This is a genomic window from Lentzea miocenica (assembly GCF_033949945.1).
Lineage (GTDB): Bacteria > Actinomycetota > Actinomycetes > Mycobacteriales > Pseudonocardiaceae > Lentzea > Lentzea miocenica.
In genome coordinates, this window is record NZ_JAXAVW010000014.1 from 65,194 (window position 1) to 86,530 (window position 21,337).

Consider the following 21,337-nt stretch of genomic DNA (forward strand, 5'->3'; position numbering starts at 1 on the left):
CCCCTCGTGGGTCTGGCATAGCCTGTCGCCGTCGAACGGAGGACAAGCGGTGACGATCCTGGTTACCGGCGGTGCGGGTTACGTCGGCTCGCACGTCGTGCACGCGTTGACCGACGCCGGGCGTGGCGTGGTCGTCGTTGACAACATGCGCACTGGCTCACCGGAAGCCGTACCTCCTGGCACCCCGGTACACACTATCGACGTCACCGACACCGCGAAGCTGGAACAGGTCATTCGCGACCACGGTGTGACGGCCTGCATTCATCTGGCGGGTCTGAAGAACCCCGGCGAGTCCATGAAGGACCCCGGTCTTTACTTCCACAACAACGCCACCGGCACGTTGTCCGTGCTGAACGCCCTCGTCGGCACCGGTGTGCGTGATCTGGTCTTCTCGTCGTCCTGCTCGGTCTACGGCGCCGCCGAAACGCTGCCGATCACCGAGGACAGCCCGTTGCAGCCCATCAGCCCGTACGGCCACAGCAAGCTCGTGGGCGAACGGATGATCGAGGCGTACGGGAACGCGCACGGCCTGCGCTGGATGTCGTTGCGCTACTTCAACGCGGCCGGAGCTGCGCTCGACGGCAGCATCGGCGAGGACTGGGGCCCGACGCACAACCTGGTGCCGCTGCTGGCGAAGGCGGCTTTGGGAGCGCGACCACCGGTGACGTTGTTCGGCAGCGACTACCCGACCGAGGACGGCACCGCGGTTCGCGACTACACGCACGTGGTGGACCTGGCCGAGGCGCACGTCCTGGCACTGGGGCATCTGCAGGCCGGTGGTTCGTCGGCTGCCTTGAACCTGGGCACCGGTACGGGGTACTCGGTGCTGCAGGTCGTGAAGGGGCTGGAGCAGGTCGCAGGACGGCCGTTGCCGGTGACGTTCGGCGAGCGGAGGCCGGGGGACCCGCCCGTGGTGTGGGCGGATCCGGCCCGAGCCTTCGACGTGCTGGGCTGGCGTGCCAGGTTCGGTCTGCCCGAGATCCTCGCCACCGCGTGGCGGTGGCACGCCAGCACCGCTCACTTGGCGGGGTAGTTCTTGTCGATCGCCGCGACGACCTTGTCCGCGCCGGTGTCCATCGCGGCCTTGGTCTTGCCGCGGACCTCGACCCGCACGAGGGACTTGTCGGAGACGTAGAAGATGCGCGAGTCGAACGGCGCGTCCGGCACGTCGGTCGCCTTCTCCGACACCATCGCGGGCAGCTGCTTCGGCCCGGTGGTGGCGGCGAAGCCGTAGCCCTTCTGGACCTCGGCGAGCGCGTCGGCCGCGGTCTTGGCCGCCGCGCCGTCGGTGCAGGTGAAGATGTGGACCTGGGTGAACCAGTCGTCGGCGAAGAGCACCTGGGACATGCCGGCCTCAGCACCGCACGTGGTCATGAGAGCGGCCTCGTCCGGGCTGAACTGCGACTTCTCCTTCGACGCCTTCTCCACGGTCACCGGACCGGTGTTGGCCGCGTCGACCTTGCCGGCCAGCCCGTTGAGCGGCAGCTTCGGCCCGGCGCTCGACGACGTGGTCGAGGGCGGAGGCGTGTTGCTGCTCGCCGTGGTTCCGCCGCCGGACTTGCTGCCCGCGGTGAACCACCAGATGCCGCCACCGATCAGCGCCAGCACCAGCACCACGCCGATGATCGCGAAGATCTTGCCCTTGCCACCGCCGCTGGACTCGTCGAAGACCTCTGGCCCGTGGCTCCAGCCCGGTGACGGCTGGTTGATCTGGTCGAAGTCACCGCCGACCCACGGAGGCGGCGCCTGCTGTTGCTGCTGCTGGGGCTGCCCCCACCCGCCGGGCCCGGGCTGCACCGGCGCCACGAACTGCGTGCGGTCGGCGTCGCCGCCACCGCGCTGCCCACCGGGCACCACCTGGGTGGCGTCCGGGTTCGGGTTCTGGGTCTGCGGGTTCTGCTGCGGCCCCTGTCCCTGAACGTTGACGACCTGGGTCCGGTCCGAGGTGTTCGGCGGCTGCGCCTCCCACTTGAACGGAGGAGCGAATGGCCCGCTCTGTGGATTCTGGGCAGGCCCACCGCCGGCCGACCCGGAAAGGACCTCGTCCCGGCGGCGTCGGTAGTCGTCAGCCGAGATCCGACCAGAGGCGAGTTCGTTGTCGAGCTTCTGCAGCTCGTCTTGCCAGGTCACCCCTGGCACCCCCTTCCGCGCGAACATGAGACTCGGACATTGTGCCCGTGCCCACTTATGCCTTCGTGCGGGCCTCACAAGTCGTGACCTGGTTGTGGCGCACCGCACCGTTATATTGGCCGCATGTCGTGGTTCGGGCGCAACAAACCGCAGGTAGTGGCCACTGAGGACGCGCTGCCGGGCCGCGCGGAACCGTTGTCGGTCGCCTCGTCCCACGCGGTGTTCCCGGACCGCGGGCTGCAGCCACCGTTCCCGTCCGGTCATCGGACCGCTGTCTTCGGGATGGGTTGTTTCTGGGGCGCCGAACGACTTTTCTGGCAAACACCCGGCGTCTGGACCACCGCCGTGGGCTACGCGGGCGGCTCCACACCCAACCCGACCTACGAGGAAGTCTGCTCGGGGCGAACCGGGCACGCCGAGGTCGTGCTGGTGGTGTTCGACCCGGCCGTTCTGCCGTTCCAGGAGCTGATGCGGGTGTTCTGGGAGGGCCACGACCCGACGCAGGGGATGCGGCAGGGAGCGGACATCGGGACCCAGTACCGGTCTTTGGTGTTGTTCGCCGATGAGGGGCAGCGGGTGACGGCTGAGGCTTCTTTGGCCGTGTACCAAGCGGCCTTGGACGCGTCTGGGCACGGTGTGATCACCACGGCCGTCGAGCCGTTGGGGGAGTTCTACTACGCGGAGGACTACCACCAGCAGTACCTGTCGGATGCCAAGAACCCTTATGGCTACTGCGGCCTTGGCGGTACGGGTGTCAGCTGCCCAGCAGGGCTGAACGCCACCGGGAGCTGACAGCGGCTCGGGTCACCCGATCAACGGAATCTCCGCACTTCTGTTCGAAGCAAGTTGCCTCGAACAGGTCCTTCTGTGCGATCGTGGCGTCGTGGGCGAAGTGGTTTCACTGCTGGATCGACCGGTCTACACCTTCCGTGAGGTGGATCGGCTTCTTGGGCTGAACCAGGACACAACACGGCGCTGGGTTGACGGCTATCGCCGCACCGACAAGCACTACGCGCCCATCGTCAGGGAAGAGTCCACTGGAGACCGATGGGTCACCTGGGGTGAGTTCACCGAGGTTCGTCTGTTGAGCGAGTACCGCGACCTCGATCACATCAGGATCCAGAAGCTCCGCATCGTCGTTGATCACCTGCGCCAGGAGTTCGGGCACAGGTACCCCTTGGCCTACGCACAGCCGTTCTTGCTTCCGAACGGGCGTGAGATCCTCATGCGCGCTCAGCACGCCGCCGAGCTTGAGGACGATCTCTTCGTTGTCGTGCGCACCGGTCAGCTTGTCGTGACGCCACGGGTGGAACGGTTTGTTCGGGCAGCGACTTACGAGGTAGACCCTGTTCGCCCCCAGGAGGGGAAGACCATCGCGGTGCGGTTCCAAGCCGACCCGCGATATCCAGACGTGACGATCGACCCGGAGCACCGCAGCGGACGACCCACAATCGTTGGGCGAAGCATCCTTGTGACGACGTTGGCCGAGATGGTGTTCGCAGGCGACCAGGTCGAAGACATTGCCACCTGGTACGAGCTGACCCCTGACCAAGTTCAGCAAGCGGTCGACTTCACGGCCACTCACAACCTGGTGGCTTGAGGCCGTTTCGATCGAGCTCGACGACGTCCGCTTCTTCGTGGACGAGAACACGCTCGCACTGGACAATGCAATCGCAGGGCTGCGTAAGGACACAGCCCTGATCGGCCAACCTCCTGTGGATCAACTCGTGGGCCTTGGCATGCAGGACATCGAGTGGATACCGCTCGTAGCCTCACGCGGCTGGGTGGTAATCACGATTGATCATCACCTGCGCACGCGACCTTATGAGGCTGCTCTGGCTCATGAGCACGGCCTGAAGTGCGTCAACCTGCGGGGCGCCGGAAATCTCGACCGCTGGTCGCAACTGGTGCGGCCGGCGATCCACTGGGACGCCGTGGAGCAATTCATCAAGGAGCGTCCTGATGGGCCGTGGTGGCTCTCGTTGACCAAGAACGCCCGCCATGAGTACTTGTACAAGCCTTCCTAGGGCGGAGTGCTGGGTCTATGTGACAAGCCCGATGACTACCACCAGCAGTACCTGTCGGATGCCAAGAATCCTTATGGCTACTGCGGTCTGGGTGGCACCGGGGTGTCGTGCCCGGTCGGCCTGAAGGCCTGATCGCGCATCAGCAGAAGATGAGTCCGCACGGCCGCGTCGTGGTCGTCGTGGGCGCCGGCGGTTTGGGCGTCGTGGTCTGAACCGGCGGCTTCGTCGTGGTCGTCGTGGTGACCGCGGCGGTCGTCGTTGTCGTCGTTGTAGTAGTCGTTGTCTTAGAAGAAGATGGCGCGGACGACGAGGTCGACGACACTGTCTGTGATGGTGGCTCGGACTGCGTGGGGATCACCGAAGGCGTGTTGATGAGCGACACACGGGCCGGTTTGTCGCTTCCCGGGCCTGCCGGATCGCCCGAAGCGAGCGATCCGACATGCGGCGCGAGCACGTAAAACGCGGCGACGACGGCGCCCAGGAGCGCCCCCGCTGCGAGCCGACCCGGCCCACTCATCGCCGCCAACACTCGGTTTGCTTATCCCGTTCACTCGAATGGGTCAAGCGAAACGATAGTTTTCGCTTCGATCAGACCTTGGTGACAGTGACGCCGACTACACCCTGTGACAGCGGGGCGATTGCCTTGAAGCCGCGAGGGGTCAGGTCGATGCAGCGGCCGGTGATGAACGGGCCACGGTCGTTGATCCGCACGGTGACCGTCTTGCCGTTGGAGCGGTTCTTCACCTTGACCTTCGTGCCGAACGGCAGGGTCTTGTGCGCGGCGGTGAGCTTGTTGGGGTCGAAGCGCTCGCCGCTGGCAGTCGTGCCGCCACCGGAGTAGTAGGAAGCCTTGCAGGTCTCGGCGGAGGCGACGGGGGAGAACAGCACAGCGGTGGCGGCGAGAGAGGCCAGCGTGAGGCCGGCCGCCGCGAGAGTCTTAGCCATGCGACCAGGAACTCAGCACGCGGCAAAGACTCGCCTAACGCGCGCCTAACCGGGAAATTGCTCGGCGGCGGACACCAGCAGGTGCCAGTCGCCGTCGGGCAACGTGCGCAGCCGGTCCAGCAAAGCGGACATTCTGGACAACAACTCTGGGTGATCGGACCAGAAGGAGTGGTCTACTCTCAGTAGAGCCGCCAGCAGGTCGCCGGGGTAGAGCGCGAACGATCGCAGCGGGTCGCGTTCGACGTGTTCCAGCGCCAGCAGCGCGGTCACGTCCAGCCCCACCTGATGCGTCACCAGCAGGTGCAGCGACGTCGGCGTCAGCTGGCCCACCGGCAGGTCGCGCAGCGCGCACAGGTCCCGGTAGAGCTGGGTGGACGACGAGTCAGGTCTCAGCCAGTCGTCGTCGCTCAGGTGCGCGAGCGTGCTGTCCCGGTCCACGCACCCATGGTCCACGCAAAGGGAAGACCTAGCGGGCCGACTGAGGCAACGGTTCGGCATTGGGCGACTGCCAGCCGACGCGCACGAGCACCTCGCCCTCGTGCAGCAACGCCTGTGACGCCAGGCCCCACGCGGTCGATGCGAGCAGCACGGCGCTCACGGCCTCGCCCAGACTCAGCCAGTCGTGCCCGGTCAGCCGGATCAGCACGCCCTTGCGCCGCGCCACCAGTTCCATGTCGCAGTTCTCGGCGTTGGCCGCGTGCAGCATCCACGTCAGTGCGGAGTTCGGTACCTCGTCGGCCAGGAACGGCCGTGGGTCTTCCCGGCGCAGCGAGATCGCCGCGGCGGAGGCCACCTCGCACGAGAACGCGTCCAGCTCCCAGCGCGGGTGCACGGACGCGACCCGGCCGTCCGCAGAGGTGGTCCGCAGGACGTGGCAGTCCCAGCCCATCGCCGAGAGCGCGACCCGCACGTGGTGCAGCACCGCACCACAGGCGAGCAATGCCGTCTGGTCCGTGCGGGTGGTCACGAGTTCGAGGCACTCGTTGCCGTTCCGCCAGCGGTATGGCGGAACGAGGCCGAACGACGGTGCCCGTGCCGCGAGCTTCAGCACTTCTTCGACCGTTCCTGCGTCTGGGGTGCGCACGCTGGTCCTCATCCGAGACAACCTGCCCGCGGCCGGTTGCACGGAGACTGCGCTACGACTGCGCCGCCGCGACCACCTGAGTCACCGTCATCGCCGCACCGCGCGTGAAGTGCTCGGCGTAGTCGTCACCGAGTGCCTGCTGACACAACGCCACGCACTGGTCGTGTGAGGCCGCGAAGTTCGCCGACCCGAACAACGGCAGTCCGACCGACTGCCACACCCGGTCCGCACCGCCCAGCAGCAGCGCGGCGTGCGTGGCGGACCCCGTGACCACCGAGATCAACGCCAGCAACTCGACCGACACCGCGATGCCCAGCAGGTCGTCGAACTTCTCCTTGATGCGCAACGAAGAAGTGGCCAGCTCGCGGGCCCCGGCGACGTCGCCGCGTCCCATCGCCACGAAGGCCAGGACGTACAACGCGTACGCGCGCGCCCAGAGCTCGCCGTTCTCCTCACACACAGCCCGTGCCTCAGTGCAGATCTCCGCCGCACGGTCGAGTTCGCCGCCGAACGCCACGGTGATCGCCAACGCGACCCGCGCCATGATCACGTTGCTGTCCAGGTGGCCCAGCTCCGCGTGCCGGCGGTCCGCCTGGGCCAGCAACGACGCCCCCAACGGCAGGTCGTCGTCGAACACCGCCGCCGCACCCTGCACGTAGGTCGCGAAGACGTCGGCGTCCTCGTCGTCCAGCAGCGCGGCCTCCGTGCGGCAGGTCTCCAGCAACTCCGGCACCGCGGCGGTGTTGCCCTGCAACGTCGCCACGTACCCGGTGACCCACAACGCCTTGCAGCGCGCCCTGGACGGTTCGGTCTGCAGCGACAGCGCCCAGTTCAGCCAGTGCCGTCCCTCGGCGAACCGCCCGCAACCGACCCAGTAGAACCACAGGGTCGCCGCCAGCCGCAGTCCCTTGTCGGCCTCGCCCGGCGTCGTCAGCGAGTGCTCCAGCGCTGCTCGCAGGTTGCCGCTCTCCGCCGTCATCGACCCGACGGTCGCCGCCTGCCGTGGCGTGAACCAGGCCCGTTCGCCCCGCTCGGCCACACCGGCGTACCAGTCGCGATGCCGCAATCGCAGCCGTGGTTCCTCATCGCTCGCACGCAACCGCGTCTGCCCGTACTGGCGCATGGTCTCCAACAGCCGATAGCGCGCGACGCCGGCGTGTTCTTCGCGTTGCAACACGGACTTGTCGACCAGTCCGTCGACTGCGTCGAACATGTAGTCCGCGGTCAGCGAGTCGTCCGAGCACACCGCTTCGGCCGCGGCGAGGTCGAAGCTGCCGGCGAAGACCGAGGCCCGCGCCCACAACAACTGCTCACGCGGCGAACAGAGGTCGAAGCTCCAGTCCATGGTCGCGATCAGGGTCTGATGCTGCGGCAACGCGGTCCGCCCGCCGTCGGTCAGCACCCTGAACCTGTCGTCCAGGCGTTCCAGCAGCTGCGCCGGCGTCAGAGCGCGCACCCGGAGAGCCGCCATCTCGATCGCCAGCGGGATGCCGTCCAGCCGCCGGCACAGGTCCGCGACTGCCTGCTCGTTCGCCCCCGTGATGACGAACGAGCCAGGCACCGCGGCGTCGGCGCGTTGAGCGAACAACGTCGCCGCCGGATAGGGGACGGACAACGGCGCCACGGACATCACCTGCTCGCCGTAGACCCGCAACGCGCGCCTCGAAGTCGCGATCACCCGCAACCGCGGCGCCACCCGCAGCAGCGTGTCGACCAGCACCGCGCAGTGGTCGACGACGTGCTCGCAGTTGTCCAGCACCAGCAACGCGTCCCGGCCGGCCAGGAACTCGGTGAGCACGGTCAGCTGCCCGCGCCCGGTCTGGTCGACCACGCCCAGCGCCTCGGCCACCGTGTGCGGGACCAGCGCCCGGTCGCGCAACGCCGCCAGCTCCACCAGCCACACCCCGTCCGGTGGCTGCTCGCCGCGCGCCACGTGCACCGCGAGCCGCGTCTTGCCCACACCGCCGACGCCGATCAACGTGACCAGCCGGTGCTGCCTGATCAGGTTCGCGACGTGCTCGGTCTCCGGGCGGTCGACGAAGCTCGACCGGTCGGCCGGCAGGTTGCCGCGCACCAGGACGGGGACGCGTTCGGGCAGGTCAAGGCGTGGATCGGCGTGCAGCACCGCCTGTTCGAGATCGCGCAGCCTGCTGCCGGGCTCGATGCCCAGCTCGTCGACCAGCACCCCGCGGGCCCGCTGGAACGCGGCCAGCGACTCCGCCTGCCGTCCGCACCGGTAGAGCGCGATCATCAGCTGCTCCCACAGCCGTTCGCGGAACGGGTGCTGCTCGACCAGCGCGTTGACCAGCGGCGCCACCGCGGCGTGCTCCCCGAGCTCCAGGGAGGCCTCCATCAGGTCCTCGGTCGCGTCCATCCGGAGCTCGGTGAGGCGCGCGGACTCGTGCCGGGTCCACTCGCCGGGCCGGCAGTCCGCGAGCGGGTCACCCGTCCACAACGCGAGAGCTTCGCGCAACATCCGTGCGGACTCGATCGGCTGTTCGCTGTGCCGTGCTGCTGCGACGAGCGCCTCGAACCGTGCCGCGTCCACGGAGTCCGCAGGCGTGTTCAGCACGTAGCCAGGTTCGCGGGTCATGATCAGCTCGCCCAGCCCGGCGTCGCGGATCTGGCCGCGCAGGCGCGCGAGGAGGCTGTGCAGGGTCTTGGTGGCGGTCGCAGGTGCCTCGTCCGACCAGAGCGCGTCCACGAGCGCGCTTCTCGGCACCGTCTCCCCGGGGTTCAGGGCCAGGCGGGCCACGAGGGTCCGCTGTCCCGCGCTGCTGAGCTGAACTGCTCCGTTGGGGCCGGTGAGTTCAAGCGGTCCGAGCAGCCGGATGATCACGATTTTTGGTCCTGTCGTCAGCCCCCGACAAAGGCTGGAACCGCGCAAAGATAGCGCAATGGAATTCGACCCGAGAATCGACGCCCAGCGCGTGACCGCCTATGCCGATCTACGTGCGGTGTTGGCTGATCCGGTGACGTTCTCCTCCCGGAACATGGCGGGACCACAGGTCGCGGCCGTGGCCGCGATGTTGCCGCCGGAGCAGCGGCGATTGCTGGAATTGATGTCATCGCTCAACGCGGCGGACGGCGCACGACACGCCCGAATTCGTGCGTCAGCGAATCAAAAATTCACTCCAACGGCCGTGCGCCAAATGGCTGACTCAATTCGATTACGCGCGCGGACGCTGCTTGACGAACTTCCGGAAGAGGCCGACTTCGTCAGTCAGTTCGCCGCGCCGTTCGCGTTGGGCGTCGTCGGTGACGTGCTCGGCGTGCCGGACAGCGACTTCCCGCTGTTCCGCGAGTTCGTGGCACCGGTGCTGGAACTGACCAGCGGCGACGAGGTCAGCGAACGGGTCCTCGGGTCGTACTTCGCCGGGATGAGCGAGTTCTGCGCCTACTTCGCGCGCTCGGACGCGTTCAAGGGCGGGCAGCTGTCCGAGCAGGAACGGCTGTCGCTGTGCCTCGCGGTCGTGGTGGCCGGTACCGACTCGACCACGAACCTGCTGGCCAGCACGCTGCTGCGACTGGACAAACGCGAACGACGGCTGGGCGGCGTCGTGGAGGAGGTCGTACGCCTCGACACGCCGTTCATCGGCTTCTTCCGCACCGCGACGTGTCCGGTGACCGTGGGCGGCGCGAAGATCGCCGAGGGGGACCACCTGTTCCTCGACTACGCGGCCGGCAACCGCGACCCGCGCGTGTTCACCGGGGACTTCGACCCCGGCAGGCCGTCCGTGCCGGGACACCTCGGCTTCGGGCACGGCCCGCACTACTGCCTGGGCGCCCAGCTCGCGAAGCTGGAGGGACGGATCGTCGCCGAAGAGCTGCTCGACCGCTCGTCCGAGGTGGCCGAGCAGCCCGGCGACGTGCGCTACCGCAGGCACCTGATCAGTCACGGGCCTGCGGCGTTGCGGTTCAGACCAGGGCGGCGTCCAGCGTGATGTTCTCGACAGCCGCGAGAGCCTTCGAGACCGGGCAGTTCGCCTTGGCACCCTCGGCGGCCTCGACGAAGGCCTCCTGGGTCAGGCCGGGCACGTTGGCGCGCACGGTCAGGTGGATCCCGATGATGCCCTGGCCGGCCTGGAACTTGACCTCGGCCTTGGTGTCGATCGAGGTGGGCGGCGTGCCCGCGCCGGTCAGGCCGTGCGAGAGCGCCATCGAGTAGCAGGAGGAATGCGCGGCCGCGATGAGCTCCTCGGGGCTGGTCTTGCCACCGGCCTCCTCGGCGCGCGCCTTCCAGTCGATCTCGAAGCTGCCGCTCTTGGACGTGTCGAGGCTGACGTTTCCCTTGCCCTCGACGAGAGAGCCTTCCCAGTGCGCGTTTGCCGTCTGAGTGATGGCCATGATCTCCAGGTCCTTGTCGAACGAGCTCGATCAGGTTGATGCGAGCGGTCAGGACCACCTTTTCACGGCAGGGCCTGGAGATCACCCCGAGAACCACGGGCCGGGACTGGAAGAGTCGTAATGTGCGCCTTCTGCTCCCCCGCGTGTCGGCCTGGGCGCACCCCTGGAGAACTGGGGATTGGTCCCGGAGTGCAGGCTGGTGATGTCGCCTGGTCCGTCGGCGCCGGACTGCCCAGTCTGGACGGCGCGATCCTGTTCCTGGAGTCTCCACGCGCAGTCGGGGCTCAGGCAGGTCGACCGGCAGCTGACGCAACTCATCCGGTCCGCCTCGTTGCGAGGACTGCGAGGGGTCGCGCTGGGCCCGATCGCAGAGCTGGACGCCGTCGCGGGCACGCTGACCGTGGGCCCCGCGGTCCGGTGAAACGAAAGAAGTCCGGCACCCAGGGGGTACCGGACTTCTTTCGAGAGCGGATGACGAGACTCGAACTCGCGACCCTCACCTTGGCAAGGTGATGCGCTACCAACTGCGCTACATCCGCACTGCCTTACGGGAAAGAACTATACAACAGCGTCAGACGGCGTCTCGACCGGGGGGTTGCAAACCGGCCAACAGTTGATCTACCTCGTCCAACTGTTCCTTGGGCCAGCGCCACTCCCACAACGCCCGCACCTTGGGCAGCACGTCGACCGGCAGCCACGCCGCGACCTCGTCGCGAAGGTCCCAGTCGTCGAACACGTGCTCGTAGAAGCTGATCAACGCCGCGTTCTCGAGGAACTGCTCCGGCTGGTGGAAGCACCAGTGCGCGAACCCGTACGCGCGGCGCAGCACCTCGTCGTCCTGGTCGCGATGTGCTTCCGCGGCCAGTTGGGACAGCTCCGAGAAGAAGACGTGGCAGGACCACTCCTCGGTCTCGGCGACAGCACGAAGTTCCGGCACCAGAGCCGAAGCGCGTTCTCGCCAGTCCACCACGGTCGTGACGATAGTCGCTGGATCTTCTTCGGCCGACGGCCCGACGCCCACCTGTGACCCTCTCGTCACCGAATGCGTTGCGCTGATCAGCTCACTACGAACGGATGGTCTTGTATATCGACCTGTTCTCGTTGAGGAGCAGGTCTGGCCCCTTGTGGCATGTTGAAGCCTGTGATGGTCGACGAGAACGAGGTCGACCGGGACCTGCTCGCCAGAGTGCGCGAGGGAGATGACTCGGCCTACGGCGAACTGTTCTCCCGGCATGCGGACGCGATCCGCCGTTTCTCTCTCAGGCACGTCCGCGAGGCGGCCGAAGCTGACGATCTCACCGCCGAGGCGTTCTTCCGCATGCTGCAGGCGATTCGTCGTGGCAGCGGCCCCACCGACCACGTCCGCACCTACCTGCTGACGGTCGCGAGGCGCGTCGCGTGGGAGTGGAGCGGCCGCCGGCGGGACGTCCCGGTGGAGGACGAGGAGCTGGGCCGGCGCGTCGAGCCCGTGGGCGACAACGCGAACCGGCGGGCTGAGCACAACCTGATCACCAGAGCCTTCTCGAGCCTGCCCGAACGGTGGCGGGTCGTGCTGTGGCGCGTCGAGGTGGAGGGCGAGCGGCCTGCCACGGTGGCACCGCATTTCGGCCTTTCGCCCAACGCCATGTCCGCGTTGGCCCGCCGCGCGCGTGAGGGGTTGCGTGCGGCGTACTTGCAGGCGCACCTCGCTGCTGACGACGGGCGTTCGTCGTGCGCGGCGATCCGCTCGAAGCTCGGCACCTACACCGCCGGCGGGGTCCAGGGCGTCGAGGAACGCCGGATTCGCGCCCATCTGGACACGTGTTCGCCCTGCTCACAGCTCTACGTCGAGCTGAACGAGGTCTGCGCGGCCCTGCGCGAGCACTCGGCGCTGCTGGTCGTGCCGACCACCCTGGGCCTCGCGTTCGCCGGGAAGGTGTTCTTCACCAAGGCGAAGCTGGCCTTCGCCGCCGCGAGCGTGGCGACCGTCGGCCTGTTCGGGACGATGGCCGCGGTGTTCAACGGCGGAGCGGGTGTCGCGGTGCTGCAGCCGGACCAGAACCCGGTGATCGCCATGATGCCGACGGGTTCGGCCAGCTCAGGGCACAGCCAGGAGCTCGTCGTCGCGCAGCCGCCTCCGGTGCAGCGGCAGGAGCAACAGCGCGAGAACGTGATCAACCCCGGCGGACGCGGCGGGCAGGAGACGGTGCGGAAGACGTCGTCGTCCGTGCCGCCGCCGGTCACGGACGCGCGCGCGGACGAGCCGGTCGAGCGGGCGTTGCCGGTGGTCGAGTCGTCGGAGTCGTCCGAGGTGATCACCTCGGTGCCGACCACCTCGCGGGACGTCAAGTCGCTGGACGTGCAGTCCTCGACGTCCGAGACGCCGACGCCGCCGACGGATCCGTGCACGTCTCCGCAGACCAAGCCCACCACGATCACGCTCTATCCGACGAAGCCCGTCCAGAACTGACGGTGACGATCAAGGACGGCCGAGTTCACCCACAAGGCTCGCCCTGCGTTAGGTACGGTTTGTTCAAGACTGACCGAGCGTGGGAGACGGGTTTATGACGCGGCTGGTGCGCGGTGCCGACGGGCGGATGTGGACGGTCCACAGCCGCATCGAGTGGCGCAACCCGGAAGAGGGCGACGACTTCGAGCACGACGTGAGCGGTGGTGCCCTGCCCGGCATCATGATGGCCGGGATGCTCGTCGTCATGGTGGTCGTGCTCATCGCGTGGACGCCGGAGCAGGTCGTCGTGCCCGCCTGGCTCATCCTCGCGCTGTTCTTCCTCTTCGCGTTCTTCCCGGTCCGCTGGGCGCTGCGCCGGCCGCACACGCTGGTCGCGGAGAGCAAGGCGACCGCCGACGAGCAGCCACCCGAGAGGTGGATCGGGCAGGTCAGGGGCCCGATGGCAGTGCGCCAGGAAGCCTCGCGGGTCGCCAGGACGATCGAGATGCACTCGCTGCCGGACGTCGAAGGCCCGTTGCAACCCGTCGACTGATGCGACACTGGACCGGTGCCCGAACTACCCGAGGTAGAAGCACTGGTTCACCACCTGCGTGAACACGCTGTCGGTCGCACCGTGCACCGCGTCGACGTGGCATCGCTGCAGGTGTTGAAGACGTTCGACCCGCCCTGGACCGCGCTGCAGGGGCAGGAGGTCGTGGCCGCGCACCGGCACGGCAAGCACCTCGACCTGGAGGTCGCGGACGGCCTGCACCTGGTCGTTCACCTCGCCCGCGCGGGTTGGTTGAGATGGGCCGACAACATGTCCGCGCCGCCGCCCAAGCAGGGCCGCGGGCCGTTGGCGTTGCGCGTGCACCTCGGGCCGCCGGGGCAGGGGCCGGGGTTCGACCTGACGGAAGCGGGCACCAAGAAGGGGCTCGCGGCGTGGATCGTGCGCGACCCGAAGACCATCGCGAGCGTCGCCCGGCTGGGTCCCGACGCGTTGGGGATCACCCGGACGCAGCTGGAAGACCTGCTGGCCAAGCGGACCGAACGGCTGAAGACGGCGCTCACGGACCAGAGCCTGATCGCGGGCATCGGCAACGCCTACTCCGACGAGATCATGCACATGGCCCGGCTGTCGCCTTATGCGACTTCCGGCAAGTTGAACGACGAACAGCTGGATCACCTGCACGATGCCATGATCAGCACGCTGACCGACGCGGTGGCGCGGTCGGTCGGGCAGGACGCGGCTCGGCTCAAGGGAGAGAAGCGGTCGGGCCTGCGGGTGCACGCGCGGACCGGTCTGCCGTGTCCTGTCTGCGGTGACACGGTTCGTGAGGTGTCGTTCGCGGACAAGGCGTTCCAGTACTGCCCGACGTGTCAGACCGGCGGCAAGCCGTTGGCCGACCGCCGGTTGTCGCGCCTGCTCAAGTGACTCAGGTGACGATGAGGACTTCCAGGGTGCGGGGGCCGTGGACGCCCTCCACCCGGTTGAGCTCGATGTCGCTGGTCGCGGACGGGCCGCTGATGAACGTCAACGGCCGGGTGGGCTCCAGGAGCTGAAGAGCCTCCGGGACCGAGGCTGCGATCTGGTCCTGACGAACCACACAGAGGTGGTAGTCCGGGAGCAGCGTGAGCGCGCGGCGTCCCTGGGCCTCGCCGCCGTCGAGGACGATCGTGCCGGTGTCCGCGATGGCCACCGCGCACCCGGTCAGCACGCCGTCCGCCTGGTCCAGTTCCTCGATCGACAACGGCTCGCGCAGCCACGTGACGCCGTCGATCAGCCACTCCTCCGGAACGCCTGCCGGAGCCACGATTCGCTTGCCCACCAAGGTTTTCAGCGCCTCGGGGACGTCGCTGACGGTGTGCACGATCGCGCGGTAGTCGGCAACCCGTTCGGCGAACAGCTCGACGCCGCCCTCGCCCTGCTGGTGGTAGCCGCGGATCACCGGACGGGCCGCCGGGACCTTCGCGTTCCTGATGCGCCCCAGGATCTCTTCTCGTGCGCTAGCCACGGTTCTTCCTCCACCAGGCGCGGAACGACTCGGTCGGCGGTGCGGGCGCGTCGCGTGAGGACGTCCACTTCGAACCCGGCCACGGCAGCGACGTGATCCTGCCGTCCCTGGCCAGGAAACGGGCCAGGGAACCGGCTTTCTGGGCCTTCTCGTACCGCGAGGCCTCCCGGAAGATCCACGCGGCGGCGGCCATCGCCACAGACTCGGGCGTGCGTCCCTTGGCTTCCACGACCTCGGCGCGCAGGTGTGTCAGGACCGACGGGATGTCGATCCGCACCGGGCAGACCTCGAAGCACGCGCCGCAAAGTGAAGAGGCGTAAGGAAGTGAGGCCGCCTGCTTGTCGTGCATGTCGCCGACCAGTTGCGGCGTCAGGATCGCGCCGATCGGGCCGGGGTAGACCGAGCCGTACGACTGGCCGCCGGTGCGTTCGTAGACCGGGCAGACGTTGAGGCACGCCGAACACCGGATGCACCTGAGTGCTTGCCGCCCAACGGAGTCCTCGAGCGTCGAGGTGCGGCCGTTGTCGATCAGGACGAGGTGGAACCGCTGCGGGCCGTCGCCGGGCGTCACGCCGGTCCACACGCTGGTGTACGGGTTCATCCGTTCCGCGGTGGACGAGCGGGGCAGCAGCTGGAGGAAGACCTCGAGGTCCTGCCACGTCGGCACGAGCTTCTCGATGCCCATCACGGTGATCAGGGTGTCCGGCAGGGTCAGGCACATCCGGCCGTTGCCCTCGGACTCCAGCACCACGATCGACCCGGTGTCGGCGACGGCGAAGTTCGCTCCCGAGATGGCGACCTTCGTGGTGAGGAACTTCTGGCGCAGGTAGATCCGGGCCGCCTCGGCGAGGTCAGCCGGTTCGTCCGACACCTCGACCCCCATGCGGCGCTGGAAGATCTCGCGGATCTCCGAGCGGTTGCGGTGGATCGCCGGCACCAGGATGTGCGACGGCCGGTCGTCGCCGAGCTGCACGATCAGCTCGGCCAGGTCGGTCTCGATCGCGTGCACGCCACCGGCTTCGAGGGCCTCGTTCAGCCCGATCTCGGCCGTGGCCATGGACTTGACCTTGACGACCTCCTGCGCGTCCTCCGCCCGGCAGAGGTCGAGCACGATCCGGTTCGCCTCTTCGGCGTCCCGGGCCCAGTGCACGACGCCGCCTCGCGCCGTGACCGACTCCTCGAGCTGGACGAGGAGCGTGTCGAGGCGCGCCAGCACGTCGTCCTTGATCTGCTCGCCGGCGACTCGGAGCTGCTCCCAGTCGTTCATCTCGGCGACCGCCGCGGCCCGGCGACCGCGGATGGTCCCGGTGGCCTTGCGCAGGTTCTGCCGCAGCTGGGTGTCGGCCAGCGCCTTGTGCGCGGCCTTGGGGAACGTCGGGCTGCCCAGCCAGGTCACGGGGTTGCGCGCCACGGGTCCTCCTCCGTCGAAGCCAGGATCTCCGCCAGGTGCACCGGCCGCACGCCCGTGCGCAGCCTTGAGAGGCCACCGCCGATGTGCATGAGGCAGGAGTTGTCACCGGCACTCAGGACTTCGGCACCGGTGTCGAGCACGCACCGCATCTTGTCCGCGAGCATCGCCGTGGACGTCTCGGCGTTCTTCAGCGCGAACGTGCCACCGAAACCGCAGCACTGCGTCGAGTCGGGCAGTTCCACCAGATCGAGTCCCTTGACCGACCTGAGCAGCGCCATCGGCTTGTCGCCGACGCCCAGCATGCGCAACGAGTGGCAGGTGGGGTGATAGGTGACCCGGTGGGGGAACCAGGCGCCGACGTCCGTCACGCCCAGCACGTCGACGAGGAACTCCGCGAGCTCGAACGTGCGCGGCGGAGACTCACCCAGCGTGGGATGGATCTCCCGAACCATGCCCGCGCATGACCCGGATGGCGCAACCACGTAGTCGTAGCTTCCGAAGACGTCGGTGTACTTGCGCGCCAGCGGCTTCGACAGCTCCCGATAACCGGTGTTGAAGTGCATCTGCCCGCAGCACGTCTGATCGAGCGGAAACTCCACCGAACAGCCAAGCCGCTCCAGCAAGCGCACCACGGCGCGGGCCGTCGACGGGAAGAACGTGTCGGTCAGGCAGGTCGCGAACAGAGCCACTTTCACGCGCACACCCTCTCCCCAAATTCATCGGATGTCTACCCGGATCGGTGGACCGTCCGGGGGTACGCCGGGCGCGCCTCTTGCTATAGGGGTGCCCCACAGCACAGCATGTGCAGCGTGGGCGACCTGTTGACCGAGCGCGCTGTGCTCGGCGTCATCGCGACCCTGGCCGTTCTGGGCCTCTTCGTGATGCTGTGCCGCGCTCGACGAGTCAGCACCTCCGTCGAGGATGCTGTGATGGACATGCTCGACCGCATGTCCAAGGCGTCGAGCGACCTCCGCGCGGGCTTGACCCAGGAAGCCGCCGACAAGGCCACACCCCACCTGCGCGAGATGCTGCGGTGCGTCGCGGTCGCCATCACCGACGAAGAGGGCACCGTCCTGTCGTGGGACGGCGGCGCGAACGACCACTACGAGTACCTCCGCGACACGGTCGCCCGTGCCATCAACAACTGCCACAAAGAACACGTCGACCACCGCAAGCTCGGCTGCGAACTGCAGGGCCCGTGCTCTCTGCACAGCGTTGTCGTGGTGCCCCTGGTTGTCGAGGGCGACGTGGCCGGCACGTTGATCGTGGTCTCCGGCGTCGCCTCGAAGCGCCAGATCCGCATGGCCGAGGAGACCGCCCGCTTCGTCTCCACGCAGCTGGAACTGGAAGTCGTCCAGAAGCAGCGCCAGGCGCTCGCCCAGGCCGAGGTGAAGGCCCTGCGAGCCCAGATCTCGCCGCACTTCGTCTACAACGCCCTGAACACGATCTCCTCACTGATCCGCACCGACCCCGCGCACGCCCGTGAGCTGCTGCAGGAGTTCGCCGAGTTCACCCGCTACTCGTTCCGCACCGACGGCCTGTTCACGACGCTGGCCGACGAGCTGACGAACATCCACCGCTACCTGACCATCGAACAGGCCCGCTACGGCTCGCGACTCAACGTGCGTCTGAGGATCGCGCCCGAGGTCCTCCAGGTGGTCCTGCCGTTCCTGGTCCTGCAGCCCCTCGTCGAGAACGCGGTCCGCCACGGCCTGGCCAAGAAGCCCGGCGGCGGCATGCTCACCATCACCGCCGAGGACAACGGCAGCGAGGCCCTGATCAGCGTCGAGGACGACGGCGTCGGCATGGACCCGGACCGGCTCGACGACATCAAGGACGCCCACCAGACCGGCGCCCACGTCGGCATCGGCAACATCAACGACCGCATGCGCACGGTGTTCGGCGCCGAGTACGCCCTGGTCGTCGAAACGGCGCCCAACGCGGGCACGAAGGTGATCCTGAAGGTGCCGAAGTTCGCCAGGAACGTGCTGCCGAACCTGAACATCGGGTCGCAGATGACGGACGAGCCGATGACGGCGGAGCAGCCGGCGATCCGCGCCTGACCTGGGCCGTCGAGCGCCTGCCGCGGTCGGCGCTGGGCAGGCTTGCGCAGAGGTCCCCTCGGATTTCAGGTCCCCGCGACCCAACGTAGCGATCAGGTCTGACAGTGACCACGGCATCGCGGCGCCGGCGACGACACGTGAGCGCGCGCGTCCCGAACCGCCACTCGCGGCACCGCTTGAAGTTGCACGGTCAATCATGCTCAACCCAGGCGTGCATCGTGCCGATTGTGGTGTTGACCAATGAACTACCGGCCGTTTGAACGAACAGACGCCGCCCGCGAGCAAAGGCCATCAACCAGTGCACGAACAACAAGCACCCGAGCGCGTCCGCGTCTGCATCAAGTGCACCGCAAAGGGATTCAACAGCTGCAAGTGCTGATCCGGCACCAAGGAAATCCGCAGTTCAGCGTGCTGCAACAGCCAAAGTCGTGATCAGCACGACGGCGCACACGCTCCAGCTCACCCACATCCAGTAGATGTGCATCGGCGTCGGTCCGGCGGCGTTTTGCCGGCCCCGGTCGTCCCACCACTCGACATAGCGCTCGAGCCAGCGGATCGGGTTGAACGTCACGCCACCGACGCTAGCACCACGTGTTCCAGGTCACGCGGGAGCAACCGGCAGCGCAGTTGGGCTCCCGCGTGTCCGCGAAACGCACGTACTGTCGAGTACATGAGCGTCACGGACAAGATCGCGGCCCGTCTCCCGAGGGTCATGGACCGGGGTGAGCGGCCGCCGGTCGTCGCGGCGGTGCGGTTGCACGGGGTCATCACCCCGCAGTCCTCGCCGGTCGCGCGCAACACGATCAACCTCCAGAACGTCGAGTCGGCCATCAACCGCGCGTTCGACAACGAGCGCCTGATCGCCGTGGCTCTGCTCATCAACTCTCCTGGTGGTGCGCCCACCCAAAGCGCCTTGATCGCCGAGCGGATCCGGGAGCTCGCGACCAAGAAGCACGTGCCGGTGCTCGCGTTCTGCGAGGACGTGGCGGCGTCCGGCGGTTACTGGCTGGCGTGCGCTGGTGACGAGATCTATGCGCACGGCACCTCTCTCGTGGGCTCCATCGGTGTGGTCAGTGCGGGCTTCGGGCTTGACGGCCTGCTGGACAAGGCCGGTGTCGAGCGGCGGGTGTACACGGCCGGCGAGAACAAGGTCCGGCTCGACCCGTTCCAGGCGGAGAAGCCCGAGGACGTCGAGTGGCTCAAGGGGTTGCACGCCGACCTGCACGAGCAGTTCAAGGCGTGGGTCGTGGAACGCCGCGGCAGCAAGCTCAAGACTGAGGAAGACCTCTTCAGCGGTGAGATCTGGACCGGTTCGAAGGCTCAGCAGCTCGGGCTCATCGACGGGATCGGCACGATCCGGAGCGTGATCGCGAAGCGGTTCCCGGACGCCGAACTGACCGTTGCCGAGCCGCGCAGGCCGTTGCTGGCCAAGCTCGGACTGACCGGGGCGTCCACCCGATCGGGCGATCTCGTGACGCAGGTGCTCGCGAGCATCGAGGAACGTGCTCGCTGGTCCCGATTCGGGCTGTGAGCATCAGTTCGGTTTCACAGGGCGTGTCGAGCCGACCCCCGGCGTAGACATGACCGCACATTGATGGGCAAGATGCCCGACACAGTGAGTACCCAAGACAACGCCGGTCTCCTCGTCCTCGCAGTCGATGACGAGGCTCCTGGCCTGAGCGAGATCAAGTTCCTGCTCGAGAGCAGTCCTCACATCAGGCGCGTCCTCACGGCTTTCGACGCCGCCGAGGCACTGCGCATCCTGAGGGGTGACTACGAGCAGGAGGTCATGGCGAGGACCAAGGCCGGCCTGCCGCCGGTCGACGCGGTGTTCGCGGACATCAACATGCCCGGGCTCTCCGGCATGGATCTCGCCCGGGTGCTCAGTGCGTTCCGGTATCCCCCCGCGCTCGTGTTCGTGACCGGTGTCGAGGAACGCGACGCGCTCGTCACGGCGTTCGACGTCGGCGCGCTCGACTTCATCAACAAGCCGATCAACGAAGAGCGCGTGCTCAAGGCGATCTCCCGGGTCGCGGACCGGGTGGGCCGCGTGCCCGCGCCGTCGGCACCCTCCACGCCCCTCGGCGCCACGGCTGCCGAACCGACCGACGACGAGGTCATCCCCGTCGAGCTGGGCGGCACCATCAAGCTCGTGCCGCGCGCGACCGTGCGGTACGTCGAGGCGCAGGGCGACTACGCCCGTCTGCACACCCAGGACGGCAGCCACCTGGTGCGCATCCCGCTCGCCCAGCTCGAAGAACGCTGGGCCAACGCGGGTTTCGTGCGCATCCACCGGTCGTACCTCGTCGCGCTGCCGTTGGTGAGCGAGCTGCGGATGACGGCGAACGGCTACGCGGTGGTCATCGGCACCGGTGACGGCGCCAAGGAGCTCCCGGTCAGCCGCCGGCACACCAAGGAGCTCAAGGAGCGGATCGTGCGACCGCCGAAGAGCGGCTGGTGAGCAGGCACGACGCGGGAAAGCCCGAGCAGCCCGCCCGCGAGGCATGGCTCGGCGAGCAGGGCAGCAGGCCGCGCCGCCGCAGGGTCGTGCTCGCGGACTCCACGAAGTCGCGCGGCAAGGCGTTGCGCACGATCATCGAGCTGGAGGAGCAGACCAGCGTCGGTGAGAAGCTGGTGCGCGACCTCATCCGGCAGCAGCTCAAGTCCGCGTTCGGGCTCGCTTTCGCGGTCCTGATCGGGATGTGCCTGCTGCCGATCACCTTCTACCTGGTCCCGCAGATCGCGGACCTGAAGATCCTCGGCATCCCCATCCCGTGGCTCGTGCTCGGTCTCGCGCCCTTCCCCGTCCTCTACGGCGTCGGCTGGGTGTTTCGCAGGCAGGCCGAACGGCACGAGCGCGACTTCGTGAACATGGTCGACCGCTGAC

At 67.9% G+C, this 21,337-nt stretch carries 23 protein-coding genes, 1 tRNA gene and 1 pseudogene; 13 read left to right on the forward strand and 12 right to left on the reverse strand.

Annotation, left to right across the window (positions count from 1 at the left end; translation table 11 throughout):
- Positions 1-49 precede the first annotated feature (49 nt).
- A complete protein-coding gene (galE, locus tag SK803_RS18220; RefSeq protein ID WP_319967205.1) occupies positions 50-1,033 on the forward strand; it encodes a UDP-glucose 4-epimerase GalE in 984 nt (327 codons plus the stop codon).
- Here the strand turns inward: galE and SK803_RS18225 are convergent.
- Entirely contained in the window at positions 1,018-2,130 is a 1,113-nt protein-coding gene (locus SK803_RS18225; RefSeq protein WP_319967206.1) for a hypothetical protein, read from the reverse strand. The genes galE and SK803_RS18225 overlap by 16 nt on opposite strands.
- A 123-nt stretch (positions 2,131-2,253) precedes the next feature.
- On the opposite strand from SK803_RS18225, the gene msrA reads away from it, so the two are divergent.
- The 4 genes and pseudogenes from msrA to SK803_RS18245 all read left to right on the forward strand — a co-directional run.
- On the forward strand, positions 2,254-2,922 hold the full coding sequence (gene msrA / locus SK803_RS18230) for a peptide-methionine (S)-S-oxide reductase MsrA (protein ID WP_319967208.1): 669 nt from the start codon (positions 2,254-2,256) through the stop codon (positions 2,920-2,922).
- 91 nt (positions 2,923-3,013) lie between these two features.
- Positions 3,014-3,730 carry a DUF433 domain-containing protein gene (locus SK803_RS18235; protein ID WP_319967210.1) on the forward strand — a complete coding sequence of 239 codons (717 nt, stop codon included), beginning with the start codon at positions 3,014-3,016 and terminating at the stop codon, positions 3,728-3,730.
- A 37-nt stretch (positions 3,731-3,767) separates the two neighbouring features.
- The gene (locus SK803_RS18240) at positions 3,768-4,157 is read left to right on the forward strand and encodes a PIN-like domain-containing protein (RefSeq protein ID WP_319967211.1); all 390 of its coding nucleotides are present in this window, start codon (positions 3,768-3,770) and stop codon (positions 4,155-4,157) included.
- Positions 4,158-4,187: 30 nt separating this feature from the next.
- Positions 4,188-4,289 (forward strand): annotated as a pseudogene (locus SK803_RS18245) (peptide-methionine (S)-S-oxide reductase MsrA); the annotation flags it as partial.
- A 456-nt stretch (positions 4,290-4,745) separates the two neighbouring features.
- Here the strand turns inward: SK803_RS18245 and SK803_RS18250 are convergent.
- Genes SK803_RS18250 through SK803_RS18265 form a run of 4 tightly spaced genes read right to left on the reverse strand, consistent with a single transcriptional unit; the run spans position 4,746 to position 9,025 of the window.
- Positions 4,746-5,102, reverse strand: coding sequence for a septal ring lytic transglycosylase RlpA family protein (locus tag SK803_RS18250; protein WP_319967212.1), 357 nt, complete (start codon positions 5,100-5,102; stop codon positions 4,746-4,748).
- A 45-nt stretch (positions 5,103-5,147) separates the two neighbouring features.
- Entirely contained in the window at positions 5,148-5,540 is a 393-nt protein-coding gene (locus SK803_RS18255) for a contact-dependent growth inhibition system immunity protein (RefSeq protein WP_319967213.1), read from the reverse strand.
- A 28-nt stretch (positions 5,541-5,568) separates the two neighbouring features.
- A complete protein-coding gene (locus tag SK803_RS18260) occupies positions 5,569-6,186 on the reverse strand; it encodes a hypothetical protein (protein WP_319967215.1) in 618 nt (205 codons plus the stop codon).
- A 52-nt stretch (positions 6,187-6,238) separates the two neighbouring features.
- Positions 6,239-9,025 carry a BTAD domain-containing putative transcriptional regulator gene (locus tag SK803_RS18265; RefSeq protein WP_319967216.1) on the reverse strand — a complete coding sequence of 929 codons (2,787 nt, stop codon included), beginning with the start codon at positions 9,023-9,025 and terminating at the stop codon, positions 6,239-6,241.
- 313 nt (positions 9,026-9,338) lie between these two features.
- On the opposite strand from SK803_RS18265, the gene SK803_RS18270 reads away from it, so the two are divergent.
- Positions 9,339-10,130 (forward strand): cytochrome P450, encoded by a 792-nt coding sequence (locus tag SK803_RS18270; protein WP_319967218.1) that lies wholly within the window; start codon positions 9,339-9,341, stop codon positions 10,128-10,130.
- On the opposite strand, the gene SK803_RS18275 is transcribed toward SK803_RS18270, so the two are convergent.
- The 3 genes from SK803_RS18275 to SK803_RS18285 form a co-directional block, all read right to left on the reverse strand.
- The gene (locus tag SK803_RS18275) at positions 10,105-10,533 is read right to left on the reverse strand and encodes an OsmC family peroxiredoxin (protein WP_319967219.1); all 429 of its coding nucleotides are present in this window, start codon (positions 10,531-10,533) and stop codon (positions 10,105-10,107) included. The two genes, SK803_RS18270 and SK803_RS18275, sit on opposite strands and share 26 nt — an antisense overlap.
- A 466-nt stretch (positions 10,534-10,999) precedes the next feature.
- A tRNA-Gly gene (locus SK803_RS18280) sits at positions 11,000-11,072 on the reverse strand.
- Positions 11,073-11,104: 32 nt separating this feature from the next.
- A complete protein-coding gene (locus SK803_RS18285; protein ID WP_319967220.1) occupies positions 11,105-11,503 on the reverse strand; it encodes a DUF7674 family protein in 399 nt (132 codons plus the stop codon).
- 159 nt (positions 11,504-11,662) lie between these two features.
- On the opposite strand from SK803_RS18285, the gene SK803_RS18290 reads away from it, so the two are divergent.
- From SK803_RS18290 to SK803_RS18300, 3 genes are all read left to right on the forward strand, one after another.
- On the forward strand, positions 11,663-12,982 hold the full coding sequence (locus SK803_RS18290) for a sigma-70 family RNA polymerase sigma factor (RefSeq protein WP_319967221.1): 1,320 nt from the start codon (positions 11,663-11,665) through the stop codon (positions 12,980-12,982).
- 94 nt (positions 12,983-13,076) lie between these two features.
- Positions 13,077-13,514 (forward strand): DUF983 domain-containing protein, encoded by a 438-nt coding sequence (locus SK803_RS18295; RefSeq protein WP_319967222.1) that lies wholly within the window; start codon positions 13,077-13,079, stop codon positions 13,512-13,514.
- A 15-nt stretch (positions 13,515-13,529) separates the two neighbouring features.
- Positions 13,530-14,396, forward strand: a complete 867-nt coding sequence (locus tag SK803_RS18300) for an Fpg/Nei family DNA glycosylase (RefSeq protein WP_319967223.1) — start codon at positions 13,530-13,532, stop codon at positions 14,394-14,396.
- Between the two features lies 1 nt (position 14,397).
- On the opposite strand, the gene SK803_RS18305 is transcribed toward SK803_RS18300, so the two are convergent.
- Genes SK803_RS18305 through SK803_RS18315 form a run of 3 tightly spaced genes read right to left on the reverse strand, consistent with a single transcriptional unit; the run spans position 14,398 to position 17,076 of the window.
- Entirely contained in the window at positions 14,398-14,976 is a 579-nt protein-coding gene (locus SK803_RS18305) for a LutC/YkgG family protein (RefSeq protein ID WP_319967224.1), read from the reverse strand.
- Complete coding sequence (locus SK803_RS18310) at positions 14,969-16,387, reverse strand: LutB/LldF family L-lactate oxidation iron-sulfur protein (protein ID WP_319967225.1); 1,419 nt, start codon at positions 16,385-16,387, stop codon at positions 14,969-14,971. Before SK803_RS18310 ends, SK803_RS18305 begins: the two co-directional genes overlap by 8 nt.
- Positions 16,369-17,076 (reverse strand): (Fe-S)-binding protein, encoded by a 708-nt coding sequence (locus tag SK803_RS18315; RefSeq protein ID WP_319967371.1) that lies wholly within the window; start codon positions 17,074-17,076, stop codon positions 16,369-16,371. The genes SK803_RS18310 and SK803_RS18315 overlap by 19 nt, the downstream gene beginning before the upstream one ends.
- Before the next feature lie 111 nt (positions 17,077-17,187).
- Here SK803_RS18315 and SK803_RS18320 point away from each other — a divergent pair, with 111 nt between their 5' ends.
- Positions 17,188-18,450, forward strand: coding sequence for a sensor histidine kinase (locus tag SK803_RS18320; RefSeq protein WP_319967226.1), 1,263 nt, complete (start codon positions 17,188-17,190; stop codon positions 18,448-18,450).
- A 403-nt stretch (positions 18,451-18,853) separates the two neighbouring features.
- Here SK803_RS18320 and SK803_RS18325 read toward each other — a convergent pair whose 3' ends face one another.
- The gene (locus SK803_RS18325) at positions 18,854-19,021 is read right to left on the reverse strand and encodes a hypothetical protein (protein WP_166048541.1); all 168 of its coding nucleotides are present in this window, start codon (positions 19,019-19,021) and stop codon (positions 18,854-18,856) included.
- Between the two features lie 99 nt (positions 19,022-19,120).
- Between SK803_RS18325 and SK803_RS18330 the strand changes: the two genes are divergently transcribed.
- The 3 genes from SK803_RS18330 (at position 19,121) to SK803_RS18340 (ending at position 21,336) form a co-directional block, all read left to right on the forward strand.
- Positions 19,121-19,981, forward strand: a complete 861-nt coding sequence (locus tag SK803_RS18330) for a S49 family peptidase (protein WP_319967228.1) — start codon at positions 19,121-19,123, stop codon at positions 19,979-19,981.
- 63 nt (positions 19,982-20,044) lie between these two features.
- Positions 20,045-20,911 carry a LytR/AlgR family response regulator transcription factor gene (locus SK803_RS18335; RefSeq protein ID WP_319967229.1) on the forward strand — a complete coding sequence of 289 codons (867 nt, stop codon included), beginning with the start codon at positions 20,045-20,047 and terminating at the stop codon, positions 20,909-20,911.
- On the forward strand, positions 20,908-21,336 hold the full coding sequence (locus SK803_RS18340; RefSeq protein ID WP_319967230.1) for a hypothetical protein: 429 nt from the start codon (positions 20,908-20,910) through the stop codon (positions 21,334-21,336). The genes SK803_RS18335 and SK803_RS18340 overlap by 4 nt, the downstream gene beginning before the upstream one ends.
- Position 21,337 lies beyond the last annotated feature (1 nt).